This window comes from Sphingomonas sp. 1F27F7B (assembly GCF_005503355.1).
Lineage (GTDB): Bacteria > Pseudomonadota > Alphaproteobacteria > Sphingomonadales > Sphingomonadaceae > Sphingomonas.
In genome coordinates this window covers 157857-182994 of sequence record NZ_SCMK01000002.1, presented here as the reverse complement: position 1 = coordinate 182994, position 25138 = coordinate 157857, and the positions used below count along the sequence as shown (strand labels likewise).

Here is a 25138-nt window from a genome sequence, read left to right as displayed (position 1 = left end):
GCTCAGGCCGCGCGCTTCTCCAGCGCATGGGCCGCCTCGGCCATCAGCGTCGCGATGACATCCGCGACCGGCTCTTCCTTCGTGACCATGCCGACCGACTGGCCCGCCATCACGCTGCCATGCTCGATATCGCCATCGATCACTGCGCGCCGCAGCGCGCCGGCCCAGTAATGCTCGATCTGGAGCTGCGCCTCGGCCATCGCGACCTTGCCCTCGTCGAGCAGCTGCGCGACTTCGCGCTGCTTGGCGGTGAACAGCTCGCCGCCGGCATTCTTGAGCGCGCGCACGGGGATCACCGGCAGGCGGGGATCGATCTGCACGCTGGCGATCGCGTCGCGCGCCGAGGCACGGATGAACGCCTTCTTGAAGTTCGCATGCGCGATGCTCTCGGTCGCGCAGACGAAGCGAGTCCCGAGCTGGACGCCGGCGGCGCCCATGTCGAGATAGCCGGCGATCGCCTCGCCCCGGCCGATGCCGCCCGCGACGAAGACCGGCACCTGCTCGGCCACCTCGGGAAGGATTTCCTGCGCGAGCACGCTGGTCGAGACCGGGCCGATATGGCCGCCGGCCTCCATGCCCTCGACCACCAGCGCATCGACGCCGCTGCGGATCAGCTTCTTGGCCAAGCTGAGCGCGGGTGCGAAGCAGATCAGCCTGGCGCCATTGGCCTTGATCGCATCGAGCGAACCGGCCGGCGGCAGCCCGCCCGCGAGGACGACATGGCCGACGCCGTGCCTGTTGCAGATCTCGATCAGCTCGAAGAGCTGGGGGTGCATGGTTATCAGGTTGACGCCGAAGGGCTTCGCGGTGAGCGCCTTGGTCCCCGCGATCTCGGCATCGAGCAGCGCGGGCGTCATCGCGCCACAGGCGATCACGCCGAAACCGCCGGCATTGGAGATGGCGGCGACGAGGTTGCGCTCGGACACCCAGGACATGGCGCCGCCGAGGATGGCGACTTCGGAACCCAGGAAAGCGCAGCCGCGCGCCATGCGGCGGGCCAGGCGCTCGGCGCCGATGGAAGATGCATTGGTCATCCCCCCGCCTAGCCGCGCAGCATGCTACCCGGCAAGGGTCAGGGTTCGCGCACCGTCCGGCGATAATCAATGCGGATCATCACCCATTCGCCGACCATCAGCTTCTTGCCCACCCGCGGCGGCCGGACGAGGAACTGGAACGCGGCCTGGCGAACCGATCCGGCAAAGCCCGTGCCGCGCGTCTCCTCCAGCTCATAGCAATCCTCGACCCGGTTGCGCGCCACCGTGCGGCAGGCGACCAGGCCATAGCCCGGGAAACGCGCGCGATTCCCGTTGATATAGGGATTGAGCTCCGCGTTGGTCGGCTCGCGCACCCATTCGGCGACGTAGAGCGTCTCGCCGTTCCGTCCCTTGCGGCCGGCGGTCGGCGTGTCGCCCGCTCCACCCCCGCCGCCCGAATCGGCGGTGTCGCTGTCCGCGCCGTCCGTCGTGGCGGCATGGCTGGGCACCTTGGCGATGTCGCCCTCGCGGTAGTCGTTGCGGCTCAGCTTGAGAAAGGTCGGCGGTCCGACCGGCACCGGCGTCTCGATCGGCACGGGCACCGGCGGCGGCGGCTGGGTCCGGGCCTGGGCCTGGGGACGCTGCGCCTTCGCGGCCTTTCGCTGCTGCTTCTCGGCCGGCTTCTTGTCAGGGCTGTCCTCGCCCTTCGACGCTTCGATCCCGAACACATTGGTCGGCCCGGCCTGCTTCCGCCCCGGCAGCGGCGGCACGAAGAACAGCAGGAGCAGCACGAGCAGCAGCTCGATGACGAGCGCGAGCAGCAACGCGGCGCCGCGCCTGCGAAGCAGTCCCGAATCGGCGAAGAGACGGGAGCGCAGCCACATCATCACGATTTCGCCCCAACCATGGCGGCGCGGCGGCACCGCGACCGAAACATGGCAGCATCGCGCCGCATGTTACGGCACGTTGCAGCCGCGGTGCAGGACACGGGTCAGGCGAGGCTCACGCCGCTTCGTCGGCCGCGTCGAGGCCATAGGCGGTGTGGAGAATGCGCACCGCCAGCTCGGTCTCGTCCTCGTTGATCAGGACGCTGACCTTGATCTCCGAGGTGGTGATCGCCTGGATGTTGATCCCGCGCTCGCCCAGCGTCTTGAACATCGTCGCCGCCACGCCCGCATGGCTGCGCATGCCCACGCCCACCACCGAGATCTTGGCAACGCGCGTATCCTGCAGCAGGTCCGCAAAGCCGATCGAGCCCTTGGCCTGGTTGAGCGCCTCGATCGAGCGCGCCAGATCGGCGGCCGGCACGGTGAAGGTCACGTCGGTCGCGCTCGCCGAACCCGTGCTCTGATGCGCGATGTTCTGGATGATCATGTCGACGTTGATGTTGGCCTCGGCCAGCGGATTGAAGATCGTCGCCACTGCGCCGGGCTTGTCCGGCACTGCGGTCAAGGTGATCTTCGCTTCGTTCTTGTCGTGCGCGATGCCGGTGATGAGCTGGCTTTCCACGTCCTGAATCTCCTCTTCGCCCACGATCATCGTTCCGGGCAGCGTGTCCGCCATCGGAGCGTCGTCGCCGGTGAACGACGACAGCACCTGGACGCGGACCTGTTCCTTCATCGCCAGGCCCACCGAGCGCGTCTGGAGCACCTTGGCCCCGACGCTGGCAAGCTCCAGCATCTCCTCGTACGTCACCTTCCTGAGCTTGCGGGCCCTGGGCACGATGCGCGGATCGGTGGTGTAGACACCGTCCACATCGGTGTAGATGTCGCAGCGATCCGCGTTGACCGCAGCCGCCACTGCCACCGCCGAGGTGTCCGAGCCGCCACGGCCGAGCGTGGTGACGCGGTTGCTGCCGTCATTGGCGATGCCCTGGAAACCGGGGATCACCGCGACCTCGCCGCGCGACCAGCCCTCTTCCAGGCCGGCGGCGTCGATCGACCGGATGCGCGCCTTGGCATGGGCGGCATCGGTGTGGATCGCCACCTGCGAGCCCAGCCAGGAACGCGCCGGCACGCCGATCGCCTGGAGCGCGACTGCAAGCAGCCCCGACGTGATCTGCTCGCCGCTCGATACGACCACGTCATATTCGCGCGGATCGTAGAGCGAGCTCGCCTCGCGGCAGAAATTCACCAGCCGATCAGTCTCGCCGGCCATGGCCGAGACGACCACCGCGACCTGGTTGCCGGCTTCCCATTCGCGTTTGACTCGTGCCGCGACGCTCCGGATGCGCTCGATGCCAGCCATCGAGGTGCCGCCGAACTTCATCACGATACGCGCCATGGAAAGGAGCCTGTCTGCTTTGCGGGCGTCGGGTCCCCGCCCGTGCGGGGATGACGATAATGGGGCGCCCTGATAGGAGCGGCGCATGGCAAGCGCAACCAAAGCTACTATTGACCCGCGTGAAGCTGAGCATTTCGGCAAGCTGGCCGCGGACTGGTGGAACCCCAGGGGTTCGTCGGCGATGCTCCACCGGCTCAACCCGGCACGGCTGGGCTATGTCCGCGCCGCGATCGACGCGCATTGGGGCGGCGACTCCTCGAGCTTCGCGCCGCTGGCCGGCAAGACGGCAATCGACGTCGGCTGCGGCGCCGGCCTGCTCGCCGAGCCGCTCGCCCGACTGGGCGCGAGAGTGACCGGCATCGACGCTGCGCCCGAGAATGTCGGCGCCGCCCGCGCGCATGCCGCCGCCACCGGGCTGGCCGTCGAATATGTCGCCGGCGGGATCGAGGATCTGCCGGGACGGGCCTTCGATCTCGTGACGTCGATGGAAGTGATCGAGCACGTCACCGATCCGGCGGCGTTCGTCGCCGCTCTGGCGGGGGCGCTGGCCGAGGGCGGGCTGATGGTCCTCTCCACCCCCAACCGCACGCTCGCCTCGCATCTGGCGATGATTACGCTGGCCGAAGGCACGGGCGCGATTCCGCCGGGAACGCACGACTGGCGCAAGTTCCTCCGCCCCGAGGAACTGGAGGACCTGCTGCATGCCGCCGGGCTCAAGGTGATTGACCGCACCGGCCTGGGCTTCTCGCCCGCGCGCGGCTTCGTGACCGGCACGGGCGAGGCGCTGAATTATCTCGTGACGGTGGTGCGCGCCTAGCCCTTGTCCGCCGCCAGCACATGCGCCACCACTGCATTGGCATGCCCATGGCCCATGCCATGCTCGTTCTTCAGCATGGCGACCAGTTCCATGTGCTTCGCCGGCAGGGCCTTGCGCACCAGTTCCTGCCATTCGGCGATGGGGCGCCCATATTTCTGCTCGATGGACGGGAAATAGGAAGCCGGTCCCTTGACGGGTTCGTCAGCCACACGATGCTCTCCGGATGTTCATGGTCGGGAAGGACTGGCCCATCAATGACCGCGGCGCAACTGCGGCTCAGGGTTTCTGCCCGAAATCCAGCACCGCCATCGCGCCAAGGTCGAGCGTCTGCCTGGCGGTGTTGATGTGCAGCGCCGCGGCGAGCTCTCCCTTCGCATAGTCGCGATCGGCATGGCCCGTGACCTTGTAGAGCTTCCATTCGGACCCGATGGTGACGCCTTCGCCGAACAGCTTGGTATAGGGTGCCGCGGCGAGCTGGAGCTGGGCCGAGGCGATCGTCGCGGTGGTGGCGCCTTCGGCCGGCTTCTCCACCCGGGCGTAGAAGGCGATGAGCAGCTTGTCGCCCTTCTTCACGCCCGCCTGGAGCGGCGCATTGACTCCGACGCTCCACACATTGCCGCCCCCCGGCGTCTCGACGCGGATCGCCTTGCCGAACTGGACCTTGGCATCCTTGATCGACATCGGCTTGGCACCGCCCGGCAGGCCATAGACCTGGAAGCTGTCCGGATTGGCGTTGTTGAGCACTTCGGGCTCCGCCGCCGGCGCCGCTTCCTGCGCGGCGAGCGGAGCGGATGCCCCCGCCGGAATCGACAGAGCCATGGCGGCGAGCGCCAGTCGCTTGGTCATATTTGCCTCCCCTCGTTATTTTGCGGCGAGGCTATGCCTGTGTCCGGAACGTTTCAACGGGAAATGTTAACGCTACCGATCAGAAGAGCCGGCCGCCGTCGGGCACCGGCGCGGAGGGGTGGAACAGCACCACCTTGCCGGCCGCGTCGGGGAAGCCGAGTGTCAGTACCTCGGACATGAACTTGCCGATCTGGCGCGGCGGGAAGTTCACCACTGCGGCGACCTGGCGCCCAGGCAGATCCTCGAGCGCATAATGCTCGGTGATCTGCGCCGAGGAACGCTTGCGGCCAATCGTGGGGCCGAAATCGATGAGCAGCTTGTAGGCGGGCTTGCGCGCCTCTGGGAAGGGCACCGCCTCGACGATCGTGCCGACGCGGATGTCGACGGCGAGGAACTGGTCGAAGCCGATGCTCTCGGCGGCCGGGGCGGCGGGATCGTGGGAGAGGTGCATGCCGCTCCTCTGCCACCGCCGCGCCGCCGAGACCAGCGCTCAACGGCTCGCCCCGTCATAGCGCTGCACGTTCAGGGCATCGAGGTCGACCCCGTCGGCGCAACGCAGGTTGATCTCCACCATCGGCCCGTTCGGCCCCTGCCCCTCGGCGAACGGCGCGACGCCGCAATTCCGGCAGAAGTGATGATCGATGACATGATGGTTGAAGCGATAGGTCGCCACGGCCTCGCGCGGGGTGTGGAGCGTGAACCGATCGGGCGTGGTGAAATGATGCAGCGGCGCCTTGCGGCGGCAGATCGAGCAATTGCATTGCATCGCCTGGCCGGGCGGATCCTCGGCAACCGTATAGGCGATCGCGCCGCAATGGCAGCTTCCGGTGAACGGCATCGGCTCTCTCCTCCTGTCTCACGGGCAACGCGCGGGCACCGCCATTGCCTTTGTTCATATTATGTTCTACTTCGCCGCCATGCAATCTGGCTTCGGCTTCCATGGGCACGACGACATCCAGCGCTGGCAGCGCGCGCTGGAGCCTATGCGCGCCTTGGCCGGACCGCTACCCCGGCGCGCGCCGATCGGCGCGCTGGTCAAGTCGATGATCAGCGGACGGACCCGGGATGCGGTGTCGCTCGCCGCTTATGACCGGCTGGCCGCCGCCTTCGGCACGCCGGCCCGCCTGCTCGCGGCCGGGCCGGCGGAAGTGCTGCGCTGCATCGGCGCAGTCACCCATGCCGAGGACAAGGCGCGCTACCTGATCGGCGCGCTCGGGCGGATCGCGGCGGAGCGCCGGGGCTTCGACCTCCGCTTCCTCGGCGAACTCCCGCTCGACGACGCCCTGGCCTGGCTCGAGCGGCTGCCCGGCGTCGGCCGCAAGGTCGCCGCCGCCACGCTCAACGCCAGCACGCTCGACCGCCCGGTGCTGATCGTCGACGGCCATGTGCTGCGCGTGCTCCGGCGCACCGGGTTCGTCCGCCGAAGCGCCGAGGGCCGCGCCGCGAGCGAAGCGGTGACGCGCGCGATGCCCGAATGGCGGGGCGGCGACTTCCTCGATTTCCACATCGCAACCAAGAAGCTCGGCCAGACGCTGTGCCGGTTCGACGCCGCCGATTGCGCGCGCTGTCCGTTGCGGACCGATTGCCGCGCGCGAGGCAATTGACAGGACGGCGCGGCTCTCGGACAGGAGGCCATGGCCGAGGTGAAACTCCATCCGAGCTGGCTCGAACCGCTGCAGGGCGAGTTCGCCGATCCGTACATGGCGGCGCTGCGCCAGTTCCTTGTCGCCGAGAAGACGGCGGGCAAGCGCATCTTCCCGGCGGGCAGCGAATGGTTCCGCGCCCTCGACCTGACCCCGCTCGAGGACGTCCGCGTCGTCATCCTCGGCCAGGATCCCTATCATGGCGAAGGCCAGGCGCACGGGCTGTGCTTCTCGGTCCGGCCCGGCGTCCGCACCCCGCCGAGCCTGGTCAATATCTACAAGGAGATGGAGGCCGATCTCGGCGTTCCCCCGGCGCGGCACGGCTTTCTCGAACATTGGGCGAACCAGGGCGTCCTCCTCCTCAACGCCGTGCTCACCGTGCAGATGGGCATGGCCGCATCGCACCAGGGGCGCGGCTGGGAACGGTTCACCGACGCGGTGATCCGCCTCGTCAACGCCCGCGCCGAGCCGGTGGTCTTCCTGCTCTGGGGCAGCCATGCCCAGAAGAAGGCGGCGTTCGTCGATTCGATCGACCGGGGCGGCCGCCATCTCGTGCTCAAGGCGCCGCATCCCTCCCCCCTCTCCGCCCATTCGGGCTTTTTCGGCAGCCGACACTTTTCGAAGGCCAATGAATTCCTGAAGAGCCGCGGCATGAAACCGATCGATTGGGCATTGCCGCCGCTTCAGGACTGAGTTTCGCGAATACAGCCGGATGACTTGGTTCCGCGCATGACTTAGGCTGGTCGCGAGGAGACTTCGCATGCGCCGTACCCTGACTGCCCTGATCGCGCTTTCCCTTTCCGCCTGCAGCGGCGGGGGCGGCGGATCCGTCTCGGGCGGCAGCGGATCGACCGGCAGCGTGACGCCCACGCCGACCACGCCCACACCGACTGCCGCGGGTTGCACGCTGCGCGAGCGCCAGGACTGGGCCGCCGCGCAGCTCAACGAATGGTATCTCTTCCCCGAGACGCTGCCCGCCAGCCTCGATCCCACGCCCTATGCCAGCGTCGGCGCCTATGTCGACGCGCTCACCGCCACAGCGCGGGCCCAGGGGCGCGACCGCTATTTCACCTATGTCACGTCGATCGCCGAGGAGAATGCCTATTATAATTCGGGCTCGAGCGCGGGCTTCGGCTTCCGCCTCTACCTGGACGGCAACCGGCTCTTCTCGGCCGAGACCTTCGAGGGCACCAGCGCGCTGACCGCAGGGATCGACCGCGGCACCGAGATCCTGGCGATCGGCACCAGTTCCACCAATCTCAGGAACGTGAGCGACATCCTCGCCGGCGGCGGCACCGCCGCGCTGACCGAGGCGCTCGGCCCCAACACCGCGGGCACCAGCCGCACCATGCGCGTCAACGACACCGCCGCCGGCACGCGCGTGGTGACCATTTCCAAGACCGACTATACGCTCACCCCGGTCTCGTCGCGCTACGGCGCCAAGATCATCGACGATGGCGGCCACCGGGTCGGCTACGTCAATCTGCGCACCTTCATCAACACCGCCGATTCGCCGCTGCGCGCCGCTTTCGCCCAGTTCCGCGCCGCCGGCGTGACCGAAGTGATCGTTGACGTGCGCTACAATGGCGGCGGTCTCGTCTCGATCGCCGAGCTGATGGGCAACCTGATGGGCGCGAACCGGACGACCGCGGACGTGTTCGACTATATGACCTTCCGTCCCAGCAAGTCGGCACAGAACAGCACGGCATATTTCGCGTCCCAGACCCAGTCGATCGCCCCGACCCGGATCGCCTTTATCGGCACCTCCAGCACCGCGTCGGCCAGCGAGCTCGTGGTCGCCGGCATGCTCCCCTATCTCGGCACCAGCCTCGCGCTGGTCGGCACCAACACCTATGGCAAGCCGGTGGGCCAGATCGCGATCGACAAGACCGCCTGCGACGACCGGTTCCGCATCATCGCCTTCGCGCTGGAGAATCGCGACCATCAGGGCGCCTATTTCACCGGGCTCGCCGGCACGGTGAAGGCGAGCTGCCGCGCATCGGACGACATCGCCTATCCCATGGGCGATTCGCGCGAGGCATCGACCCGCGCCGCGCTGGACTTCATCCAGGGCAAGAGCTGCACCGCGATCAGCGCCGTTACCGCCACGGCGGCGGCGAAGAATGCCACCGAGACAGGCGCCGCCGCGGCGCACGAGCTGCTCGCGCCGGCCCGGCCGAGCGTCCCGCAGCGCGATGTGCCCGGCATGTTCTGATCCGTTTTTGCGGCACGCGGCATAGGCGCGGGCCGCCGGGGTTGCTATCTTCCCCTTCCGACGATGGAGGAAGCAATGAAGTCGCTGTTCGGCCGCCTGTTCGGCAAGCGCGCCGCGCCCGATGCGGCGCTGGCGCCCCCGGCGACGCCGCTCGCCGAGAAGACCGAATGGGTACGCGATCAGATCCGCCGCGACGTGGCGAGCGGCTTCTATGACGAGGACGCGATCCTGACCAACGCGTCCGACGCCTTTGCCGACGACATGTCGCCCGACGAACTGCGCCCGCTCGCCCAGAAGCTGCTCCGCCAGGCACTGGCCGAGCAGCGCGCCGCCGAGCGCCACTGGCCCGACGAGACCGATTGCGACCGGCTCGACGCCGCCTTCGCCGCACTGGAGGAAAGCGGCGTGATCGCCCGCCAGAATTTCAGCTGCTGCGGCAATTGCGGCGCGACCGAGATCTGGGACGAAGTGCGTGCGGCGGAAGACGCCGGGGCCGCGGCACGCGGCTATGCGTTTTACCACATGCAGGACACCGAGAGCGCGGTGGACGGCGGCGGGCTGTACCTCAATTACGGCGCCTGCGACGAAGGCGAGGACGCGGCGCTGGCGGTGGCGCGCGACATCGTCGCGGAGCTCGAGGCGCATGGACTGGAGACTCGCTGGGACGGCAGCTGGGACCAGCGCATCGGCGTGGCGCTCGACTGGAAGCGCCGCCGGAGCATCTGAGCCCCCGATCCCCGCGTGCCGGGTCACGCGGAAGCGCTGCGCATCGATCCGCCTGCGCAGCGCACAGGCCGATTATGGCTGATGCCGACGCGCCGGCATGCATGGTCGACACAGCCGCATTCGGCCTATGCGCCTCGATATAGGCGACCTGCTTCTCGGGCGATCAGCCATCGTGGCGCGAGCGCATGGGGATCATCGAGATGCGGCCTGTAGCCACCTTCCCGACGCACAGCCCCGACGCACAGCCGCGCGTGAGGCGGCAGCGACGCGTTTCCTGCTCATCGGACAGGATGGAGCAGGCGAAGTCCTATTCTGCGAACGGCATGGAATGGTCTGCCGGCGCCCATGGCGCGCGGGATCCATCAGGATCGCGGGGCGAACGCAATCAGGTCCCAGCGATTGCCGTAGAGATCCTCGAACACCGCGACCGTGCCATAGGGCTGCCGGGCGGGCGGCCGGACGAAGCGGACTCCGGCTTCGGTGAAGGCGGCATGGTCACGCTCGAAATCGTCGGTGGCGAGGAACAGGAAGACGCGCCCCGCCGCCTGGTTGCCGATCGCGGCTTCCTGTTCCGGCGTGGCGGCGCGGGCGAGCAGGATGGTGGTGGCGCCCTCCGCTGCGCCGGGCGGGCGGATGGTGACCCAGCGCTTGTCCTGCTCGGGCTGGTAGCTGTCCTCGACCAGCGTGAAGCCCAGCTTGCCGACGTAGAAGGCAAGCGCCTCGTCATAGTCGCGGACGATGAGGGCGATATGCGCGAGATGGGGCACCTGTTCTCCGGATCCTGTCGGGCGGCGGCGAGCCCGCTCGCCTTCGGAGCCTCCCGCCGGGAAGGCCGATACCCGAAATGGACTATTCTTCCAGTATATTCGATTGCCTCGTCGGAAATATGGTGGTTATCTTGAAATCCTGCGTATCGAGTCGCCCATGAATTGGGACGAAACTCCGCGTGGCAATTCGGGTTTGCCAATAGATTTCTTCGATAAATGCTGGGTCGCATGACGCAAATTCTTCTACTGGGGAGAATCGATCATGCTACGCATTGAAGTGGACATGTTTTCGGGCCGGCCAAATCCGGTCTGGATGATCACCGAGGACGAGGCAGCCAAGAAGCTGCTCGGCGCAGCCCGTGAAATGCGCGCCGCACTAACCAAGTCGGGCGAAGGATATAACGGGCTCGGCTTCCGCGAGGTCCGCGTCGAGAATCTCCTCGACGACGTTCGGGCGCCGCGCGGGCTCCCGCAGAAATTCTCGGTCGGGCCTAGCGCAAGGGAGAATCTGGATGCCGCGGGCGAGCTTGCGCGCCTGCTCATCGAGACGATGCCGCTCCGTTCCGAAGTCCGGTTGGTCGAGCATGCCGTGACGCCGCTCGACGCAAAGCTGCGCGAGACTGCGCTGGAATGGATGGAGGTGACGGCGCGCCTGATGCGGAAGCCGCCCGGACCGCCGCCCCCGCCGCCCCCGCCGAGCAATCCGCTGATCACCACCATATCCGACAGCAAGTGCAGCCAGTGCCAATATGAAGTCAGCCAGTATAATCCTGCCTTCTGGAACAATCCGGCGACCCAGCCCTACAATAATTGCTATAATTACGCACGGAACTGGCGCACCAACACCTTTGCGCAGCCGGGCCGCGCCCATGGCGCGGGCACCTCGGTCATGGCGTGCAACACCGTGACCGCGGCGGCGATGGCCGACGGTCTCAAGAAGCGGTGCAACTGCCTGCCGCAAAGCGAATATCCGCGTCGGCTGATGGCGCTGGTGATCGCGCCGGGCTATGATTATCACTGGTATCGCCATCAGCGCGGCGGCTTCTGGGGCCACAAGCCGGGCAGCACGGCCGCGCGCAACTATGACAGCAACGGTGTGCTGATCACCGATCCGCAGACCTGCGCACGAGGACCCTACACCAATTTCTGCGACTTCTTCTATGCAGGGAAGTCGGTCGTGATCAACTGAACGAGGCCATGCGCGTCGAGCTCGATGTCTTCAGCGGCCGGCCCAATCCGGTCTGGCAGCTCGACGCGCATGCCGCCGCGGCGCTGCTCGCGCTGCACGATGCGCTGCCGGCGGGAGCCGACTGGCAGGAACCACCCGCACTTGGCTATCGCGGATTCCTGTATGCGATCCGGTCCGACGCCTGCCGCGCCTATCACGGCGCGGTGCACACACCGCACGCAACTCTCGCCGATCCCCGCCGGGAGGTGGAGCGCTTCCTCGTCACGAGGCTTCCGGGCGACTGGGCGGCGTTGGTGCCGATGATCGAAGCCTCGCTGCGCCCGGAGGAATGACCCCCCGGGGAGCGCTGGAGGGCTATCGCTTCACCGCCACGATTTTGATCTCCGTCAGCCCCGCATCGGGCAGCAGCCGATCGACATCGATCGCGGTCCAGGCCGGATAGGGCGCGCGGACATAGCGGGCCTTGACACGCTTCATCGCCTCGATCTGAGGCAGGATGTCGGTGTGGAAGCTGGTAATGTCCACCACGTCGTCCCAGCTGGCGCCGACCCGCTTCAGCGTCCCCTCGATTCTGCGAAAGACCCGGTCGAACGCAGCGTCGAGATCGGTTTCACCCGGGCGCAGCCCCACCACCATGCCCGAGAGATAGATGGTGTTGCCGGCCACCACTGCCTCGGCATAGCCCCAATCCTCCTGCGCCGCCCTTGCGCGGGGATCCTCCGGCATGATCACCGTCATCGCGCTGCGCTGGGCCTGGGCGGCGACGGGCAGGCAGGCCAGTGCCGCGGCGGCGAGGCCCATGGCACGGCACGCGCCCCGCAGTTTCACTGCTCCGCCGATGTTCCGAACCACGCCCGATGCCATTGCCCGCCTCCTCCACAATGCCTTGTCCGGTGCCTCGCCCCATGGCGCGGCCCGGCGGCAGCTTGCACCGGTACGGACGCGGAGGCCAGATCCCCTCACCGGAGCGGGCGGTCACCAGATCTCGACCACGCCTTCGAACGGCGCGCCTCCGCCCCGGCTATGGTCGGCGCGGAAGCGGAGGCGGACGGGAACGATGCTCTCGCCCCGATATTCGGGCAGGACCTCGAGGCTGTCGATCAGGTCCTGCTCGAGCAGACGGCCGAGCATGCCGATGACATGACGCCGCGCTGCTTCCGCCGCGGGCGAGAGATAGCCGATATCGTCCGGGCCGCCGGGAAAGGGGCGGATCGCCACCAGCCTCCCCTCGCGCACGAGCCGGTGCGCCGCCGCATCGCTGGTGACCGCGGAGAAATCGGGAGCGCTCGCCATCCGCCCCTGCGCTGCGGCGGCGGCAGGGACGAGTCCGCCAAAGAGGAGCAATGCTCCCGCCCATCGTTTCCCGCTGCGCGTCATGCCCCCTCCTCGATGCGAATGGCGGGAAAATAGCGCGCAACGCGTCGGGAATGGACACAGGCTCGTCCGTTCCGGAGATGATTCCGCCCGGGCGGGAGCCGGATCAGGCCCGGGTGAAGTCCATCGTCCAGTTGGTCTCCCAGTTCGCCCCGCCGTCCGGCGACAGGGCTTGTTCCCAGCGCGGGGCATCGCCGTCGGCCCCGAGCCAGAGGAACCGCAGGCGGACCGAGCGGCCGTCCAGCAGGTCGTCCGCGTAGAAGCTGCCCACACCGCCCTCGAGCCGGCCGATCACGGGCACGTCGAGCATATGAGGCGCGCGGCCGTCGAGCCACCAGATCGCCCAGCTGGCCGTGGCCGGATCGAAGGAGCGCAGCGCCACGGCGCGATAGTCGCCGCCGGGCAAATGGAGGAGATTGTCCTCGATATTGCCGTTGCCGCCGAGCAGCGGGCGCTGCTCGCTGGTGCCGGCGAATTCCTCCCAATCGGCGCAGCCCGCCAGCCGGGCCTTGAGCCGGCGATGCCGGACGTTCCAGCGCCCCTGCTGGAAATCGAAATCGGGGCAGTGATCGTTGCGGTTCACGGGCGCTCCTCCTGCGGGAACATGCCGACTAGCATTTTCCCGCAGGTCGGAACAGATGCGGAACAGGTCAGTCGTGCTCGCGGCCGCCCGCGCCCATGTAGAGCTCGCTGCCGGTTTCCTTGAACACCTGGCTCATCGCCGCCATGCCGGCCTCGGCATCTTCCGCCGCGAGGAAGCCCTCGACCGGCGCGTTCTGCTTCGCGGCGAAGTCGCGCACTTCCTGGGTGATCTTCATCGAGCAGAATTTCGGGCCGCACATCGAGCAGAAATGCGCAGTCTTGGCGCCTTCGGCCGGCAGTGTCTGGTCGTGATACTGTTCGGCGGTGTCGGGATCGAGCGACAAGTTGAACTGGTCGCGCCAGCGGAACTCGAAGCGGGCGCGGGACAGCGCGTCGTCGCGGACCTTGGCGGCCGGATGGCCCTTGGCAAGGTCCGCGGCATGCGCGGCGAGCTTGTAGGTGACCACGCCGACCTTGACGTCGTCGCGGTCGGGCAGGCCCAGATGCTCCTTGGGCGTGACGTAGCAGAGCATCGCGGTGCCGTACCAGCCGATCATCGCGGCGCCGATGCCGCTGGTGATATGGTCATAGCCCGGCGCGATGTCGGTGGTCAGCGGCCCGAGCGTGTAGAAGGGCGCCTCGCCGCACGCTTCCAGCTGCTTGTCCATATTCTCCTTGATCTTGTGCATCGGCACATGGCCGGGGCCCTCGATCATCACCTGCACGTCCTGCGCCCAGGCGCGCTTGGTCAGTTCGCCCAAAGTGTAGAGTTCGGCGAACTGGGCTTCGTCATTGGCGTCGGCGATCGAGCCGGGGCGCAGGCCGTCGCCGAGCGAATAGGCGATGTCATAGGCCTTCATGATCTCGGTGATCTCGTCGAACTTCTCGTAGAGGAAGCTCTCCTTGTGGTGCGCCAGGCACCATTTCGCCATGATCGAGCCGCCACGGCTGACGATGCCGGTGACGCGCTTCGCGGTGAGCGGCACATAGGGCAGGCGTACGCCGGCATGGATGGTGAAATAGTCGACGCCCTGCTCGGCCTGCTCGATCAGCGTATCGCGGAAAATCTCCCAGGTGAGATCCTCGGCAATGCCGCCGACCTTTTCCAGTGCCTGATAGATCGGCACGGTGCCCACCGGCACCGGCGCGTTGCGCAGGATCCATTCGCGGGTGTCGTGGATGTTGCGCCCGGTCGACAGGTCCATGATCGTGTCGGCGCCCCAGCGGATCGCCCAGACCATCTTGTCGACTTCCTGCGCGACGTTCGAGGCGACGGCGGAATTGCCGATATTGGCGTTGATCTTGACCAGGAAGTTGCGGCCGATCGCCATCGGCTCCGATTCCGGGTGGTTGATGTTGTTGGGGATGATCGCGCGGCCACGGGCGATTTCGTCGCGGACGAATTCGGGCGTCACATAGTCGGGGATGGCGGCGCCCCAGCTCTGGCCGTCGCGCTGATATTCGGCGAGGCGGGCGCGGCCGAGATTCTCGCGCTCGGCGACATATTCCATCTCGGGCGTGACGATGCCGCGCCGGGCATAGTGCATCTGCGAGACGTTGGCGCCGGGCTTCGCGCGCAGCACCTTCTTGCGGACGTTCGGGAAAGGCTGGACGCCGCCCGAGCGATCGGGGCCGAGCTGGCCGTTGTCCTCGGGACGGACTTCGCGCTGCGGCACTTCCTCGACATCGCCGCGGGCGCGGATCCATTCGCGGCGGAGCTCGGGCAGGCCGGCCATGATGTCAATGCGGGCATCGGGATCGGTATAGGGGCCCGAAGTGTCGTAGACGCGGACCGGCGGCTCCCCCGAGCCGGGCTCGAGATGGATCTCGCGCATCGCGACCCCGAGCGGGCCGACATGGATCTTCTTCGAGCCACGGATCGCGCCGGTGGTGACGGCAAGTTCGGTCTTGGCGGGAATGTCGGCCATTCGTCTTCTCCATGACGGGAGAGGACGGTCTTCGGGTAAAGGCCGCTCCCTCCCTACGCCGGTCTCAACCGGATCAGGTTCAGCGGGTCGAAGGCTGCTGCCTTCCTCTCAAGCGCGCATCAGCGCTCCCCCGGGGATGACCGGACTCTTAGGCGCTCGGGCGCGCAAGGTCCAGCGGCTCAGAAGCTGTAGGCAAGACCGGCCGCGCCCAGCCACTGACCGCGCGCGCCGGCGGTACGCACGATCGGCGAATCGCCGAAATCGCCGAGCAGCCGACGATAGGTGCCGCCGGCGAAGAGCTGGAGGCCGTGCGTGAGGTCGCCGTTGAGCGAGACCGCACCGCCCAGGCCCGCGGTCCAGTCCTTCCAGCCGCCCTTCGGGTTCCATACGGGCAGGCCGCTGGCGACCGAACCGGCGGCAGTCACGCCGAAATAAGTGGTGGCATAGCCTTTCTCGACACGCGTCGCCGAAAGGAACAGCCCCATCATCGCCTTGCGGCTGAGCGGAGTCATGTAGGTGATCGACGGGTTGAACACCCCCGCCTTGGACACGCCGGCCACGTCGTGGCGATAGGAAGCGCGAAAGGCGATCCGGTCATAGTCGCTGGTGAACACGCCGGTCTTGGCGACGCCGACGAAGCCGCCGACTTCGATCGCCGCATCGAGCTTGCCCAGCGCCCGGATCCGCGGATCCTCGATGGCCCCGATGCTGGTGCGGTTGAAGTTGACGTTGACCGTGGGGCCGGCCTGGAAATCGAGGCCACTGGCCGAGCGATCGGGAACCAGGTCGACGCTCAGCCGCGTGCCCGCGAGCTCGAAGCCGAACCCGGAAAGCTTGCCGACGGCGAACGGCACGGGGGCGAAGCGATAGTCGTTCGAGCCTTCATAGTCGGGCAGCACCGCCGCACCGACGCCGATCATCGCGAAATCGCGATTGTCGCGATTGTCGCGCGCGACGGGAGCGATCTCATCCTGTGCGAAGGCAGGCACGGCGACGATACAGAGCGCCGCGAAGAGCGCGATACAGGGGGTACGCATGAACTGGGTTTCCCGATGTTGCAGGTGCGAAACGCGGCCTGTGCAAGGCCGGTTCCTGCGCTCGGTCGCCACTCAGGCCCGGTCGCGGCCCCTGGACGTCGCGGGCCGCGCGAACCCGCCAAGCCCCGCATCGGTGCCGCACAGCCGGTCCCAATGGCGGAAATACAGGCCGAAATTGCTGGCATAGCGTTCATGGTGGCGCTGGTGGTGGCTGGCGGTGATCAGCCAGGCGCCGAGCGGTCCCCGCCAGACCCAGCGCGGCCAGATCTCCCAGCCCATATGGTTGGTGACGCCCATCACCGTCATGATCGCCAGCACCAGTGCCAGCGCGCCGGCATGAATGGGGATCAGAAAGACGAGGCCGGGGATCACCACCGCGCCGGTGACTGCCTCGAGCGGGTGGAAACTCATCGCCGCCCAGGCGGTGGGCGGCCGGCTGGCATGATGGACGGCATGCATGCGGCGGAACGGCACGGGCCGGTGCATCCAGCGATGCGTCCAGTAGAACCAGGCGTCATGCGCGAGCAGATAGAGCAGCACCGAGAGGGGAAGATACCAGAGCGGGAAGGCATGGACATCGGTGTAGATCCGCGTCCAGCCGCGATTGGCCCAGCCCCAGGCGACAATGCCGGCCGGCACGCCGTAGATCGCCGCGGAGGCGAGGCTCCAGCCGATCTCGCGGCGGATCTGGCGGTCAAGCCCGCGATACAGGCCGGGATGCCGCAGCCGCGTCGCCAGCGCGAAGCCCCCGCTCGCCAGCAGATAGCGGACGCCGACGATCGCCGTCATCGCGAGCGCGGAGAGGAGGATGGCGAGCGTCACCGCGCCGCCATAGCCGATCTCGCACTGCGCCGCATCCGGCGCCGCCCGCATGCCGGCCCGCTCGCAGAACCGAACCGGCTGCCCAACGAATCCTGCCCGTTTTTTAGGCATGCTTTCGCATCTGCACAAAAATCTGCCGCACCGTAGCATTTGATTACGCGGGAATCGCACAGAATCGCGCGATTCTTGCCTCTGGCACGCCCCTTGCTCCTGCACCTCTCGGGATAACCGCCAACGAGGGGGCGACATGAAACTCATCATCGCCATCATAAAACCGTTCAAGCTGGACGAGGTCCGCGAAGCGCTCACGGGCGTGGGTGTCGCGGGCATGACCGTGTCGGAAGTCAAGGGGTTCGGCCGCCAGAAGGGCCAGACCGAAATCTATCGCGGCGCGGAATACAGCACCAACATGGTGCCCAAGATCAAAATCGAGGTGGTGGTGGGGGCCGATCTGGCCGACCGCGCCGTCGAAGCGATCCAGGCCGCCGCCAGCACCGGCGCGATCGGCGACGGCAAGATTTTCGTCCTCGATGTCGGCCAGGCCGTGCGCATCCGCACGGGCGAGACCGACGAGACGGCGCTGTGAAGATGGGGGTCCAGATGAAACTAGCGATGAAGATTGCCGCGGGAGCGGGGCTCGGCGCCCTGTTCGCCGCGATCCCGGCCCTGGCGCAGGCGCCGGCCGCAGCCGCCCCGGTCGTGCCGACCGACGCGATGGTCAACAAGGGCGATGTCAGCTGGATGCTGGTCTCGGCCGCGCTGGTGCTGATGATGTCGGTGCCGGGGCTCGCGCTCTTCTATGGCGGCCTGGTCCGCACCAAGAACATGCTCTCGGTGCTGATGCAGGTGCTCACCATCGTCTGCGTCGCCGGGCTGCTCTGGGTCACCATCGGCTATTCGATGGCCTTCACCAATGGCGGCAGCCTCAACCTGTTCGTCGGCGGCTTCTCCAAGGCGCTGATGCACGGCGTCGACGCCAACACCTTTGCCGCCACTTTCTCGAACGGCGTCTATCTGCCCGAGACGACCTTCGTCGTCTTCCAGATGACCTTCGCGATGATCACGCCGGCGCTGATCGTCGGCGCCTTTGCCGAGCGGGTGAAGTTCACGCCGCTGATCCTCTTCGTCGTCGCCTGGTCGATCCTGGTCTATTATCCGATGGCGCACATGGTCTGGTACTGGCCGGGCCCGGACTTCACCGCCGGCCTGCCCGACGACCATGGCTATCTGTGGGGCAAGGGCGCGCTCGATTTCGCAGGCGGCACCGTGGTGCACATCAATGCGGGCATCGCCGGCCTGGTCGGCTGCCTCGTGATCGGCAAGCGGGTGGGCTACAAGAGCGAGCCGATGCCGCCGCATTCGCTGACCATGACGATGATCGGCGCCTCCCTGCTCTGGGTGGGCTGGTTCGGCTTCAACGCCGGCTCGAACCTCGAAGCCAACAAGTTCGCCTCGCTCGCCTTCATCAACACCATGGTCGCCACCGCGGCGGCCGGCGCGATGTGGGCGATCATCGAGCAGGTGATCCATGGCAAGCCGTCGCTGCTCGGCGCCGCCTCGGGCGTGGTCGCCGGCCTGGTCGCGATCACCCCGGCGGCGGGCTTCGCCGCGCCGATGACTTCGGTGGTGCTCGGCGCGGTCGCTTCGGCCGGCTGCTTCTTCTTCGTCACCACCGTCAAGAACGCGCTGAAATATGACGACACGCTCGACGTGTTCGGCGTGCACTGCATCGGCGGCATCATCGGCGCGATCGGCACCGGCGTGGTCGCCGATCCGGCGCTGGGCGGCCAGGGATTCATGGACTTCACCGTGATCCCGGCGGTCGCCGGCAAGTACGACATGGCCAGCCAGCTCTGGGTGCAGACCCAGGGCGTGCTGACCACGCTGGTCCTGTCGGGCGGCGTGTCGCTGGTCCTCTTCCTGCTGCTCAAGTTCACGATCGGCATCCGCCCGAGCAAGGAAGTCGAGGTCGAGGGCCTCGACATCAATGCCCATGGCGAGCGCGCCTACAATTACTGACGAGCTCGGGTGCCGCGTGGGCCTCTCCTGCGCGCGCGGCACCCAACCGAGGTTCCTCCTGCGGACGACTTGGGCCGGTGCGAGAGCGCCGGCCCCTTTTTTACCGGCTGGGTGGTGCCGGGAAATCGACCTTCACGGCATGGGTCTGGACCGGCACGAGCAGGATGAGCAGCACGCAGAGTGCCGCCAGCGCGGCCATCGGATAGTTGCGACGCCGCAGATCGCGGACCGCCTGGACCGAGCAGAACAGGCCCAGGGCCAGCAGGGTCCAGAGGAGCTGGCTCGATGTCTCGATCACGCCGGATCTTCGTGGACGAACTGCGCGCAGCGCTCGCCGATCACGATGGTCGGCGCGTTGGTGTTGCCGCCGATCAGGCGCGGCATGATCGAGGCATCGGCGATGTAGAGCCCCTCCACTCCGCGCACCTTGAGCCGCGGCGTGACCACCGCACCTTCGTCCGAGCCCATGCGCGCAGTGCCGACAGGGTGGTAGATCGTGTCCGCCCGGGCGCGGATCAGCCGCTCGAGCGCCGCATCGTCGGCCAGGTCGATCGGATAGCGGTCGCGGCCCTTGTACTGGGCCAGCTGCGGCGCCTCGAGGATGCGGTACATCATCCGCACGCCCTGCTTGAGCCGCTCCAGGTCGCGCGGGTCGCTCAGGAAATCGGGGTCGATCAGCGGCGCCACGCGCGCGTCCAGCGACTGGAGGCGGACGGTGCCGCGGCTTTCGGGCCGCAGCACGCAGGCATGGCAGCTGAAGCCGTGCCCCTGCACCGGCGTGCGGCCATGATCCTCGACGATGGCGATCAGGAAGTGGAGCTGGATGTCGGGCCGCTCCAGCGCGGGATCGCTGCGGAGAAAGGCGCCCGCCTCGGCATAGGGGCTGGTCATGCCGCCCTTGCGGGTGACCATCCAGCGCGCCATCGATCCCAGCGATTTCAGCGTGCCCATGCCCGAGCGGCCGAGGAAATAGCTGCCCGGCGTCTCGAAAGCGGCGACATAGTCGAGATGGTCCTGGAGATTGCCGCCCACCGCCGGCCGGTCGATCCGCACCGACAGGCCCATCTCGCGCAGATGCTCGCCCGGACCGATGCCGGAGAGCATCAGCAGCTGCGGCGTCTGGAAGGCGCCGGCGGCGAGCACCACCGCGCGGCGCGCCCGGATCTCGCGCGCCACGCCATCGCGCTGATAGGCGACGCCCCAGACCCGGCCGTCCTCGAACAGCACGCGCTCCACGCTCGCCTCGGTGATGATCTCGAGGCTCTCGCGGCGCTCCAGATAGGCGCGCGCGGCGGTCCAGCGCTCGCCCTTGCGCTGAGTCACCTGGTAGAGGCCGGCACCCGATTGGTGCGCGCCGTTGAAATCGTCGTTGCGCGGGATCTGCAGCGCGCCTGCGGCTTCGATGAACGCCTCGCTGCCGCCATGCGCGTAGAGCTGGTCGCTCACCCAGAGCGGGCCGCTGTCGCCATGATATGCATCGGCGCCGCGGACATTGCGTTCGGAACGGCGGAACCAGGGAAGCATCTCGTCCCAGCCCCAGCCGAGGCAGCCGAGATCGCGCCATTCGTCATAGTCCCTGGCATGGCCGCGGACATAGAGCATGGCGTTGATCGCGCTCGACCCGCCCAGCCCCTTGCCGCGGGGCTGATAGCCGCGCCGGCCGTTCAGCCCACGCTGCGGCACCGTCTCGAACGCCCAGTTGGTCGCGGGCCCCTGAAAGGGCAGCATGCCGGGCATGCGCGTCTTGATGCCGGTGTTGCGGCCGCCGGCCTCGAGCACTGCGACGCTGTACCGGCCGCCCTCGCTCAGGCGGCCTGCGACGGCGCTCCCGCCCGATCCTCCACCGATGACGACGATGTCGGCTGCTTCCACGCGACCCCCCGGTTCTGCCGCGCCTGCCAGCGCGCCTTGATGGTTTCGGATGTATCGCGGCTGCCGTCGTGGCTCCAGCCCGGCGGCGCGATCATGTACAGGATTCGGGACTTCAGGTCCGGCGCGGCCCAGACGTCCTTCGCGATGCCCACCCATTCGTGGAAGGCGGCCCAGAGCAGGTTGAAGCTGCCCAGGTCCTTGACGATGCCGTAGCGCGGGCGCTCGTCGTCGCGCTCGGGCTCGAAGGTGCCGAGCATCCGGTCCCAGACGATGAAGACCCCGGCATAGTTCTTGTCGAGATAGCGCGGGTTGGTCGCGTGGTGGACGCGGTGGTGCGACGGCGTGTTCATCACTGCCTCGAACCAGCGCGGCATGCGGCCGATCACCTCGGTATGGATCCAGAACTGGTAGATCAGGTTCAGGCCCGCGCAGAAGAAGACCATCGCCGGATGGAAGCCGATCAGGAACAGCGGCAGGCGGAACAGGAAGCCCAGGCTGACGAAGCCGGTCCAGGTCTGCCGCAGCGCCGTGGTCAGGTTATAATGCTGGCTCGAATGGTGGATGACATGGCTCGCCCAGAACCAGCGGACGCGATGCGCGGCGCGATGGAAGACGTAATAGGCGAAATCGTCGAGCACGAAGGCGAGGACGAACCAGTACCAGGCGAAGCCGATCGTGAAGAGGCGGTACTGATAGACCCACATCGCCAGCGCGAAGACCACGCCGGCGGTGAGCGCGCTGGCCACCGTGCTGCCGAAGCCGAGCATCAGCGACGTCAGCGTGTCGCGCGGACAATAGCGGTGGCGGTCGCGCAACCGGGCGACCAGCATCTCGACCAGGATCAGCGCCACGAAGCCGGGAATGGCATAGTTCACCGGATCGAAGAGCAGCGGCAACTGAGGCATGGCTCCTGCTTACCCCAATGTCAGTAGTGAGTCACGCCGCGCAGCAGCACGGTTCCGAAGCGCCTGTCGCCGCTGTCGATGCGGAGACCTTCGGGAGTCGTTTCGCTGATGAGGGGAACATGGAGATGCCGCGCCGCAACACGCGCGCCATGGAGCTTGAGCAGCGCGGCATCGCCCCGCTTGCCATGAACCAGCGCGGCCTTGCCGTCGCTGCCGAGCAGCGCCTCGCCGGCGTCGAAACCCGGGATCATCCCTTCCGCCGCCGCGCGCGCTTCCTCCGCGCCGGCGATGCGCCCCCCGCCCAGCCCAAGCAGCCGGGATATGAGGGCAAGCACCAGCACCGCGGCGATCGAGCCGCCGAAGACGTAGAGCTGCGTCACGCCCGCCCGGAAAGCTGATCGAGCAGCGGGCGGATGCCGGAGATGTCATAGCCGGCCTGGGCAGCCTTGCCAGTGATCTCCGCCGGGTCGCCGCCGCGGCTCGCCTCGGCCAGCGCCCAGAGGTTGCACGAGCGCGTGCCCGAACGGCAATAAGCGAGCACCGGCCCCTTCGCTTCCGCCAGCGCCGCTGCCATCGCCTCGACCTGGGCGGAGGAGAAGCCGGCATGGGTGACGGGAATCGCGGCATAGCCGAGCCCCGCCGCCTCGGCGGCGGCGCGGATCGCCTCGCCCTCCGGCTGGCCGGCTTCCTCCTCGTCGGGGCGGTTGTTGATCACATAGGTGAAGCCCTGCCCGGCGAGGAAGGCCATGTCCTCGGCCGCGATCTGGGGGGCCACCGAGATGCTGTCGTCAACGCGGCGCGGACTGGTCATTGCTTTTCCACTTTCTCGGTTTTCGTGATCGGCTGGTTGGCGGCCCAGGCCGCGACCTGGCGCTCGGCCGCAGTGATGCCCTTGAGCACTTCCTCGGTGGCGGGGTCCTGGCAGCCCATGTCGTAGGTCAGGCTCGCATCCTCCCAGCGGACCGTCCCGTAATATTGATCGGTGATGCGATCGCCGCAGTCGAGCTCGCCGCCGGCCTGCACCTCGCCCAGGGCGAGCAGCTTGCGGATCTCGGCGAAGCCCGCGCTGCCGGCTGAGAAGCGCCGGGTCACCAGCCGCTCGGGCTTGTACACATCGGGTTCGGGGGCCGTGAATTCGCCCTTGCCCGCCCCGTCGATCGTCCAGCGCGAGACCAGGCGGCCCCAGCTGTTGCGGTCCATCGAGATGGTCGAAGGCGCGGGCGGGGCCGCGACGCGTGCACGCTGCGGCACGCAGGCGGCGAGCAGGACCAGGGCGGCGAGCAGGATCGTCTTCATGCGGCCTCGCGGATCACTTGCAGGAAGGCATCACCATAGGCGTCGAGCTTGCGCGCGCCAACGCCCGAGATGTTGCCCATCGCGGCGATGCTCCCGGGCCGGAGCAGGGCCATGTCGCGCAGCACCGAATCGTGGAAGATCACATAGGGCGGCAGGCCGGTCTCCTGGGCGATCTCGCGGCGCTTGGCGCGCAGCGCCTCGAACAGCGGATCGCCGACGGGATTGGGGGCGCCCGACTTGCCGCCGCGCCGCCGACGCTCGCGCTTGGGCGGGAGCACCAGCGCCACCGTGGCGCCGCCCTTCAGGATCGCGCGCGCCTCGGGCCCGAATTCCAGCCCGCCATGATCATTGGCACGCAGCGCGTCGCGCAGCAGCAGCGCGCGGGCGACCGGCTTGATCAACGCCGCCTCCTCGCCGTCGACGATGCCGAAGACGGAGAGGCTCTCGTGCCCATTCGTCAGGCTGCGCTCGCTCGACTGACCCAGCAGGATGCTCTCGATATAGCCGGTCCCGAACATCATGCCGGTGCGGAACACCGCCGAGAGGAATTTCTGCGCCGTCACCGTGGCGTCGATCGCGGCGGGCGGGCTCAGGCAATTGTCGCAATTGCCGCACGCCTCCGCGGGCTCCTCGCCGAAATGCCGCAGCAGGATGCGGCGCCGGCAAGTCGCAGTCTCGACCAGCGCGCCGAGCGCGGTCAGCCGGGCACGCTCGCCGGGCTGGCGCTGGGGCTCGACTTCGCCGATCCGCTGGCGCGCCCGGGCGAAATCGTCGGCGCCCCAGAAGAGGTGCGCCACCGCCGGATCGCCGTCGCGGCCCGCACGGCCCGTCTCCTGATAATAGGCCTCGATCGACTTGGGGAGGCCGGCATGGGCGACGAAGCGCACGTCGGGCTTGTCGATCCCCATGCCGAAGGCGACCGTGGCGACGATCACCATCTCCTCCGAGGCGACGAACGCCGCCTGGTTGCGGCGGCGGACTTCGGGATCGAGCCCGGCATGATAGGGCAGCACCGGCCGGCCGGTCTCGGCGGCAAGCTTCTCGGCCAGCTTCTCCACCCCGGCGCGGGTCTGGGCATAGACGATGCCGGGGCCCGGCGTCTCTGCGATCAGGTCGATCACCTGCCGCGTCGTGTTCTCGCGCGGGGTGATCGCGTAGCGGATATTGGGCCGGTCGAAGCCGGCGACGATCAGCCCTTCTTGCGGCAGCCCCAGCTGCTCGAGGATGTCGGCGCGGGTGTGCGCGTCCGCCGTGGCGGTGAGCGCGAGGCGCGGCACGTCGGGGAAGCGATCGAGCAGCGGGCGCAGCAGGCGGTAATCGGGGCGGAAATCATGCCCCCATTCGGAAACGCAATGCGCCTCGTCGATCGCGAACAGCGACAGCTTCGCCTGGCCGAGCAGATTGCGAAAGCCTTCGCCCGAGGCGCGCTCGGGCGCGACATAGAGCAGGTCGAGCTGGCCCGCACGGAAGCGCTCGATCGTCTCGGCGCGATTCTCGTCCACCGAAGTGAGCGTCGCGGCGCGGATGCCGACTGCCTCGGCGGCACGCAGCTGATCGTGCATGAGCGCGATCAGCGGCGAGACGACGACGCAAGTGCCCTCCAGCATCACGGCGGGCAGCTGATAGGTGAGCGACTTGCCCGCCCCGGTGGGCATCACCGCCAGGGTGCGCCGGCCGGCAAGGACGCGATCCACCACTTCCGCCTGGACGCCGCGAAAGCTGTCGAAGCCGAATATGCGGCGGAGAGTTTCGATCGCGGGAACCATCGCGCCCGGTTAGCGGCCGAGGGGCGGCGAAGTCGAGACCATTTGCGGGGGGACGCCGTCCTCCAACTCCTGGTGGC

Annotated in this window: 30 protein-coding genes and 1 riboswitch; of the genes, 9 read left to right on the top strand and 21 right to left on the bottom strand. The window is 67.9% G+C overall.

From position 1 onward, the window contains the following. Positions 1-2: 2 nt before the first annotated feature. From FFS08_RS02630 to FFS08_RS02620, 3 genes are all read right to left on the bottom strand, one after another. On the bottom strand, positions 3-1034 hold the full coding sequence (locus FFS08_RS02630; protein ID WP_171012434.1) for an NAD(P)H-dependent flavin oxidoreductase: 1032 nt from the start codon (positions 1032-1034) through the stop codon (positions 3-5). Between the two features lie 38 nt (positions 1035-1072). Beyond that, the gene (locus tag FFS08_RS02625; protein ID WP_137861906.1) at positions 1073-1861 is read right to left on the bottom strand and encodes a hypothetical protein; all 789 of its coding nucleotides are present in this window, start codon (positions 1859-1861) and stop codon (positions 1073-1075) included. Positions 1862-1976: 115 nt separating this feature from the next. Next, the gene (locus tag FFS08_RS02620) at positions 1977-3257 is read right to left on the bottom strand and encodes an aspartate kinase (protein WP_137861907.1); all 1281 of its coding nucleotides are present in this window, start codon (positions 3255-3257) and stop codon (positions 1977-1979) included. A gap of 85 nt (positions 3258-3342) precedes the next feature. Here FFS08_RS02620 and ubiG point away from each other — a divergent pair, with 85 nt between their 5' ends. Continuing rightward, on the top strand, positions 3343-4074 hold the full coding sequence (ubiG, locus tag FFS08_RS02615) for a bifunctional 2-polyprenyl-6-hydroxyphenol methylase/3-demethylubiquinol 3-O-methyltransferase UbiG (protein ID WP_137861908.1): 732 nt from the start codon (positions 3343-3345) through the stop codon (positions 4072-4074). Here the strand turns inward: ubiG and FFS08_RS02610 are convergent. The 4 genes from FFS08_RS02610 to FFS08_RS02595 form a co-directional block, all read right to left on the bottom strand. Further along, complete coding sequence (locus tag FFS08_RS02610) at positions 4071-4283, bottom strand: DUF4287 domain-containing protein (RefSeq protein ID WP_137861909.1); 213 nt, start codon at positions 4281-4283, stop codon at positions 4071-4073. The genes ubiG and FFS08_RS02610 overlap by 4 nt on opposite strands. Before the next feature lie 67 nt (positions 4284-4350). After that, the gene (locus tag FFS08_RS02605; protein WP_137861910.1) at positions 4351-4920 is read right to left on the bottom strand and encodes a hypothetical protein; all 570 of its coding nucleotides are present in this window, start codon (positions 4918-4920) and stop codon (positions 4351-4353) included. 79 nt (positions 4921-4999) lie between these two features. After that, positions 5000-5371, bottom strand: coding sequence for a tRNA-binding protein (locus FFS08_RS02600; protein WP_137861911.1), 372 nt, complete (start codon positions 5369-5371; stop codon positions 5000-5002). A gap of 39 nt (positions 5372-5410) precedes the next feature. Further along, a complete protein-coding gene (locus FFS08_RS02595) occupies positions 5411-5758 on the bottom strand; it encodes a GFA family protein (protein WP_137861912.1) in 348 nt (115 codons plus the stop codon). A 61-nt stretch (positions 5759-5819) separates the two neighbouring features. Here FFS08_RS02595 and FFS08_RS02590 point away from each other — a divergent pair, with 61 nt between their 5' ends. The 4 genes from FFS08_RS02590 (at position 5820) to FFS08_RS02575 (ending at position 9504) form a co-directional block, all read left to right on the top strand. Beyond that, a complete protein-coding gene (locus FFS08_RS02590) occupies positions 5820-6524 on the top strand; it encodes an endonuclease III domain-containing protein (RefSeq protein WP_212741942.1) in 705 nt (234 codons plus the stop codon). 30 nt (positions 6525-6554) lie between these two features. Next, positions 6555-7256, top strand: coding sequence for a uracil-DNA glycosylase (ung, locus tag FFS08_RS02585; RefSeq protein ID WP_137861913.1), 702 nt, complete (start codon positions 6555-6557; stop codon positions 7254-7256). A gap of 67 nt (positions 7257-7323) precedes the next feature. Next, positions 7324-8778 carry a S41 family peptidase gene (locus tag FFS08_RS02580; protein ID WP_137861914.1) on the top strand — a complete coding sequence of 485 codons (1455 nt, stop codon included), beginning with the start codon at positions 7324-7326 and terminating at the stop codon, positions 8776-8778. A gap of 75 nt (positions 8779-8853) precedes the next feature. Then, the gene (locus tag FFS08_RS02575) at positions 8854-9504 is read left to right on the top strand and encodes a DUF6891 domain-containing protein (protein WP_137861915.1); all 651 of its coding nucleotides are present in this window, start codon (positions 8854-8856) and stop codon (positions 9502-9504) included. A gap of 362 nt (positions 9505-9866) precedes the next feature. On the opposite strand, the gene FFS08_RS02570 is transcribed toward FFS08_RS02575, so the two are convergent. Beyond that, entirely contained in the window at positions 9867-10271 is a 405-nt protein-coding gene (locus tag FFS08_RS02570; protein WP_137861916.1) for a VOC family protein, read from the bottom strand. Between the two features lie 262 nt (positions 10272-10533). Between FFS08_RS02570 and FFS08_RS02565 the strand changes: the two genes are divergently transcribed. Continuing rightward, positions 10534-11460: a hypothetical protein gene (locus tag FFS08_RS02565; protein WP_137861917.1), complete on the top strand. Its 927-nt coding sequence runs from the start codon at positions 10534-10536 to the stop codon at positions 11458-11460. A gap of 8 nt (positions 11461-11468) precedes the next feature. After that, entirely contained in the window at positions 11469-11792 is a 324-nt protein-coding gene (locus tag FFS08_RS02560; protein ID WP_137861918.1) for a hypothetical protein, read from the top strand. A 22-nt stretch (positions 11793-11814) separates the two neighbouring features. Here the strand turns inward: FFS08_RS02560 and FFS08_RS02555 are convergent, their stop codons facing one another. The 6 genes from FFS08_RS02555 to FFS08_RS02530 all read right to left on the bottom strand — a co-directional run bounded on the left by FFS08_RS02555 (position 11815) and on the right by FFS08_RS02530 (position 17203). Continuing rightward, the gene (locus tag FFS08_RS02555) at positions 11815-12324 is read right to left on the bottom strand and encodes a Rid family hydrolase (protein WP_137861919.1); all 510 of its coding nucleotides are present in this window, start codon (positions 12322-12324) and stop codon (positions 11815-11817) included. A gap of 111 nt (positions 12325-12435) precedes the next feature. After that, the gene (locus FFS08_RS02550) at positions 12436-12837 is read right to left on the bottom strand and encodes a hypothetical protein (RefSeq protein WP_137861920.1); all 402 of its coding nucleotides are present in this window, start codon (positions 12835-12837) and stop codon (positions 12436-12438) included. Between the two features lie 103 nt (positions 12838-12940). Further along, positions 12941-13417 carry a DUF1579 domain-containing protein gene (locus FFS08_RS02545; protein ID WP_137861921.1) on the bottom strand — a complete coding sequence of 159 codons (477 nt, stop codon included), beginning with the start codon at positions 13415-13417 and terminating at the stop codon, positions 12941-12943. A gap of 67 nt (positions 13418-13484) precedes the next feature. Further along, entirely contained in the window at positions 13485-15344 is a 1860-nt protein-coding gene (gene thiC, locus FFS08_RS02540) for a phosphomethylpyrimidine synthase ThiC (protein ID WP_137861922.1), read from the bottom strand. Between the two features lie 33 nt (positions 15345-15377). Then, positions 15378-15486, bottom strand: a riboswitch (TPP riboswitch). 37 nt (positions 15487-15523) lie between these two features. Further along, entirely contained in the window at positions 15524-16381 is an 858-nt protein-coding gene (locus tag FFS08_RS02535) for a MipA/OmpV family protein (protein WP_137861923.1), read from the bottom strand. Positions 16382-16453: 72 nt separating this feature from the next. Further along, positions 16454-17203 (bottom strand): sterol desaturase family protein, encoded by a 750-nt coding sequence (locus FFS08_RS02530; protein ID WP_137861955.1) that lies wholly within the window; start codon positions 17201-17203, stop codon positions 16454-16456. A 247-nt stretch (positions 17204-17450) separates the two neighbouring features. On the opposite strand from FFS08_RS02530, the gene FFS08_RS02525 reads away from it, so the two are divergent. Both FFS08_RS02525 and FFS08_RS02520 read left to right on the top strand, forming a co-directional pair. Beyond that, complete coding sequence (locus tag FFS08_RS02525; protein ID WP_086127851.1) at positions 17451-17789, top strand: P-II family nitrogen regulator; 339 nt, start codon at positions 17451-17453, stop codon at positions 17787-17789. A 14-nt stretch (positions 17790-17803) separates the two neighbouring features. Further along, positions 17804-19222, top strand: coding sequence for an ammonium transporter (locus FFS08_RS02520; protein ID WP_137861924.1), 1419 nt, complete (start codon positions 17804-17806; stop codon positions 19220-19222). A gap of 100 nt (positions 19223-19322) precedes the next feature. Here the strand turns inward: FFS08_RS02520 and FFS08_RS02515 are convergent, their stop codons facing one another. The 7 genes from FFS08_RS02515 to recQ are packed head-to-tail and all read right to left on the bottom strand — an operon-like array spanning position 19323 to position 25061. Further along, positions 19323-19520: a hypothetical protein gene (locus FFS08_RS02515; protein WP_137861925.1), complete on the bottom strand. Its 198-nt coding sequence runs from the start codon at positions 19518-19520 to the stop codon at positions 19323-19325. Continuing rightward, positions 19517-21094 (bottom strand): GMC family oxidoreductase, encoded by a 1578-nt coding sequence (locus FFS08_RS02510; RefSeq protein WP_137861926.1) that lies wholly within the window; start codon positions 21092-21094, stop codon positions 19517-19519. Before FFS08_RS02510 ends, FFS08_RS02515 begins: the two co-directional genes overlap by 4 nt. Beyond that, entirely contained in the window at positions 21028-21999 is a 972-nt protein-coding gene (locus FFS08_RS02505; RefSeq protein ID WP_137861927.1) for a sterol desaturase family protein, read from the bottom strand. Before FFS08_RS02505 ends, FFS08_RS02510 begins: the two co-directional genes overlap by 67 nt. Before the next feature lie 20 nt (positions 22000-22019). Then, positions 22020-22379, bottom strand: a complete 360-nt coding sequence (locus FFS08_RS02500) for a hypothetical protein (protein WP_137861928.1) — start codon at positions 22377-22379, stop codon at positions 22020-22022. Then, entirely contained in the window at positions 22376-22810 is a 435-nt protein-coding gene (locus FFS08_RS02495) for a protein tyrosine phosphatase family protein (RefSeq protein WP_137861929.1), read from the bottom strand. The genes FFS08_RS02500 and FFS08_RS02495 overlap by 4 nt, the downstream gene beginning before the upstream one ends. After that, positions 22807-23295: a hypothetical protein gene (locus FFS08_RS02490; protein ID WP_137861930.1), complete on the bottom strand. Its 489-nt coding sequence runs from the start codon at positions 23293-23295 to the stop codon at positions 22807-22809. The genes FFS08_RS02495 and FFS08_RS02490 overlap by 4 nt, the downstream gene beginning before the upstream one ends. Then, positions 23292-25061 carry a DNA helicase RecQ gene (recQ, locus tag FFS08_RS02485; RefSeq protein WP_137861931.1) on the bottom strand — a complete coding sequence of 590 codons (1770 nt, stop codon included), beginning with the start codon at positions 25059-25061 and terminating at the stop codon, positions 23292-23294. Before recQ ends, FFS08_RS02490 begins: the two co-directional genes overlap by 4 nt. Between the last annotated feature and the right edge of the window lie 77 nt (positions 25062-25138).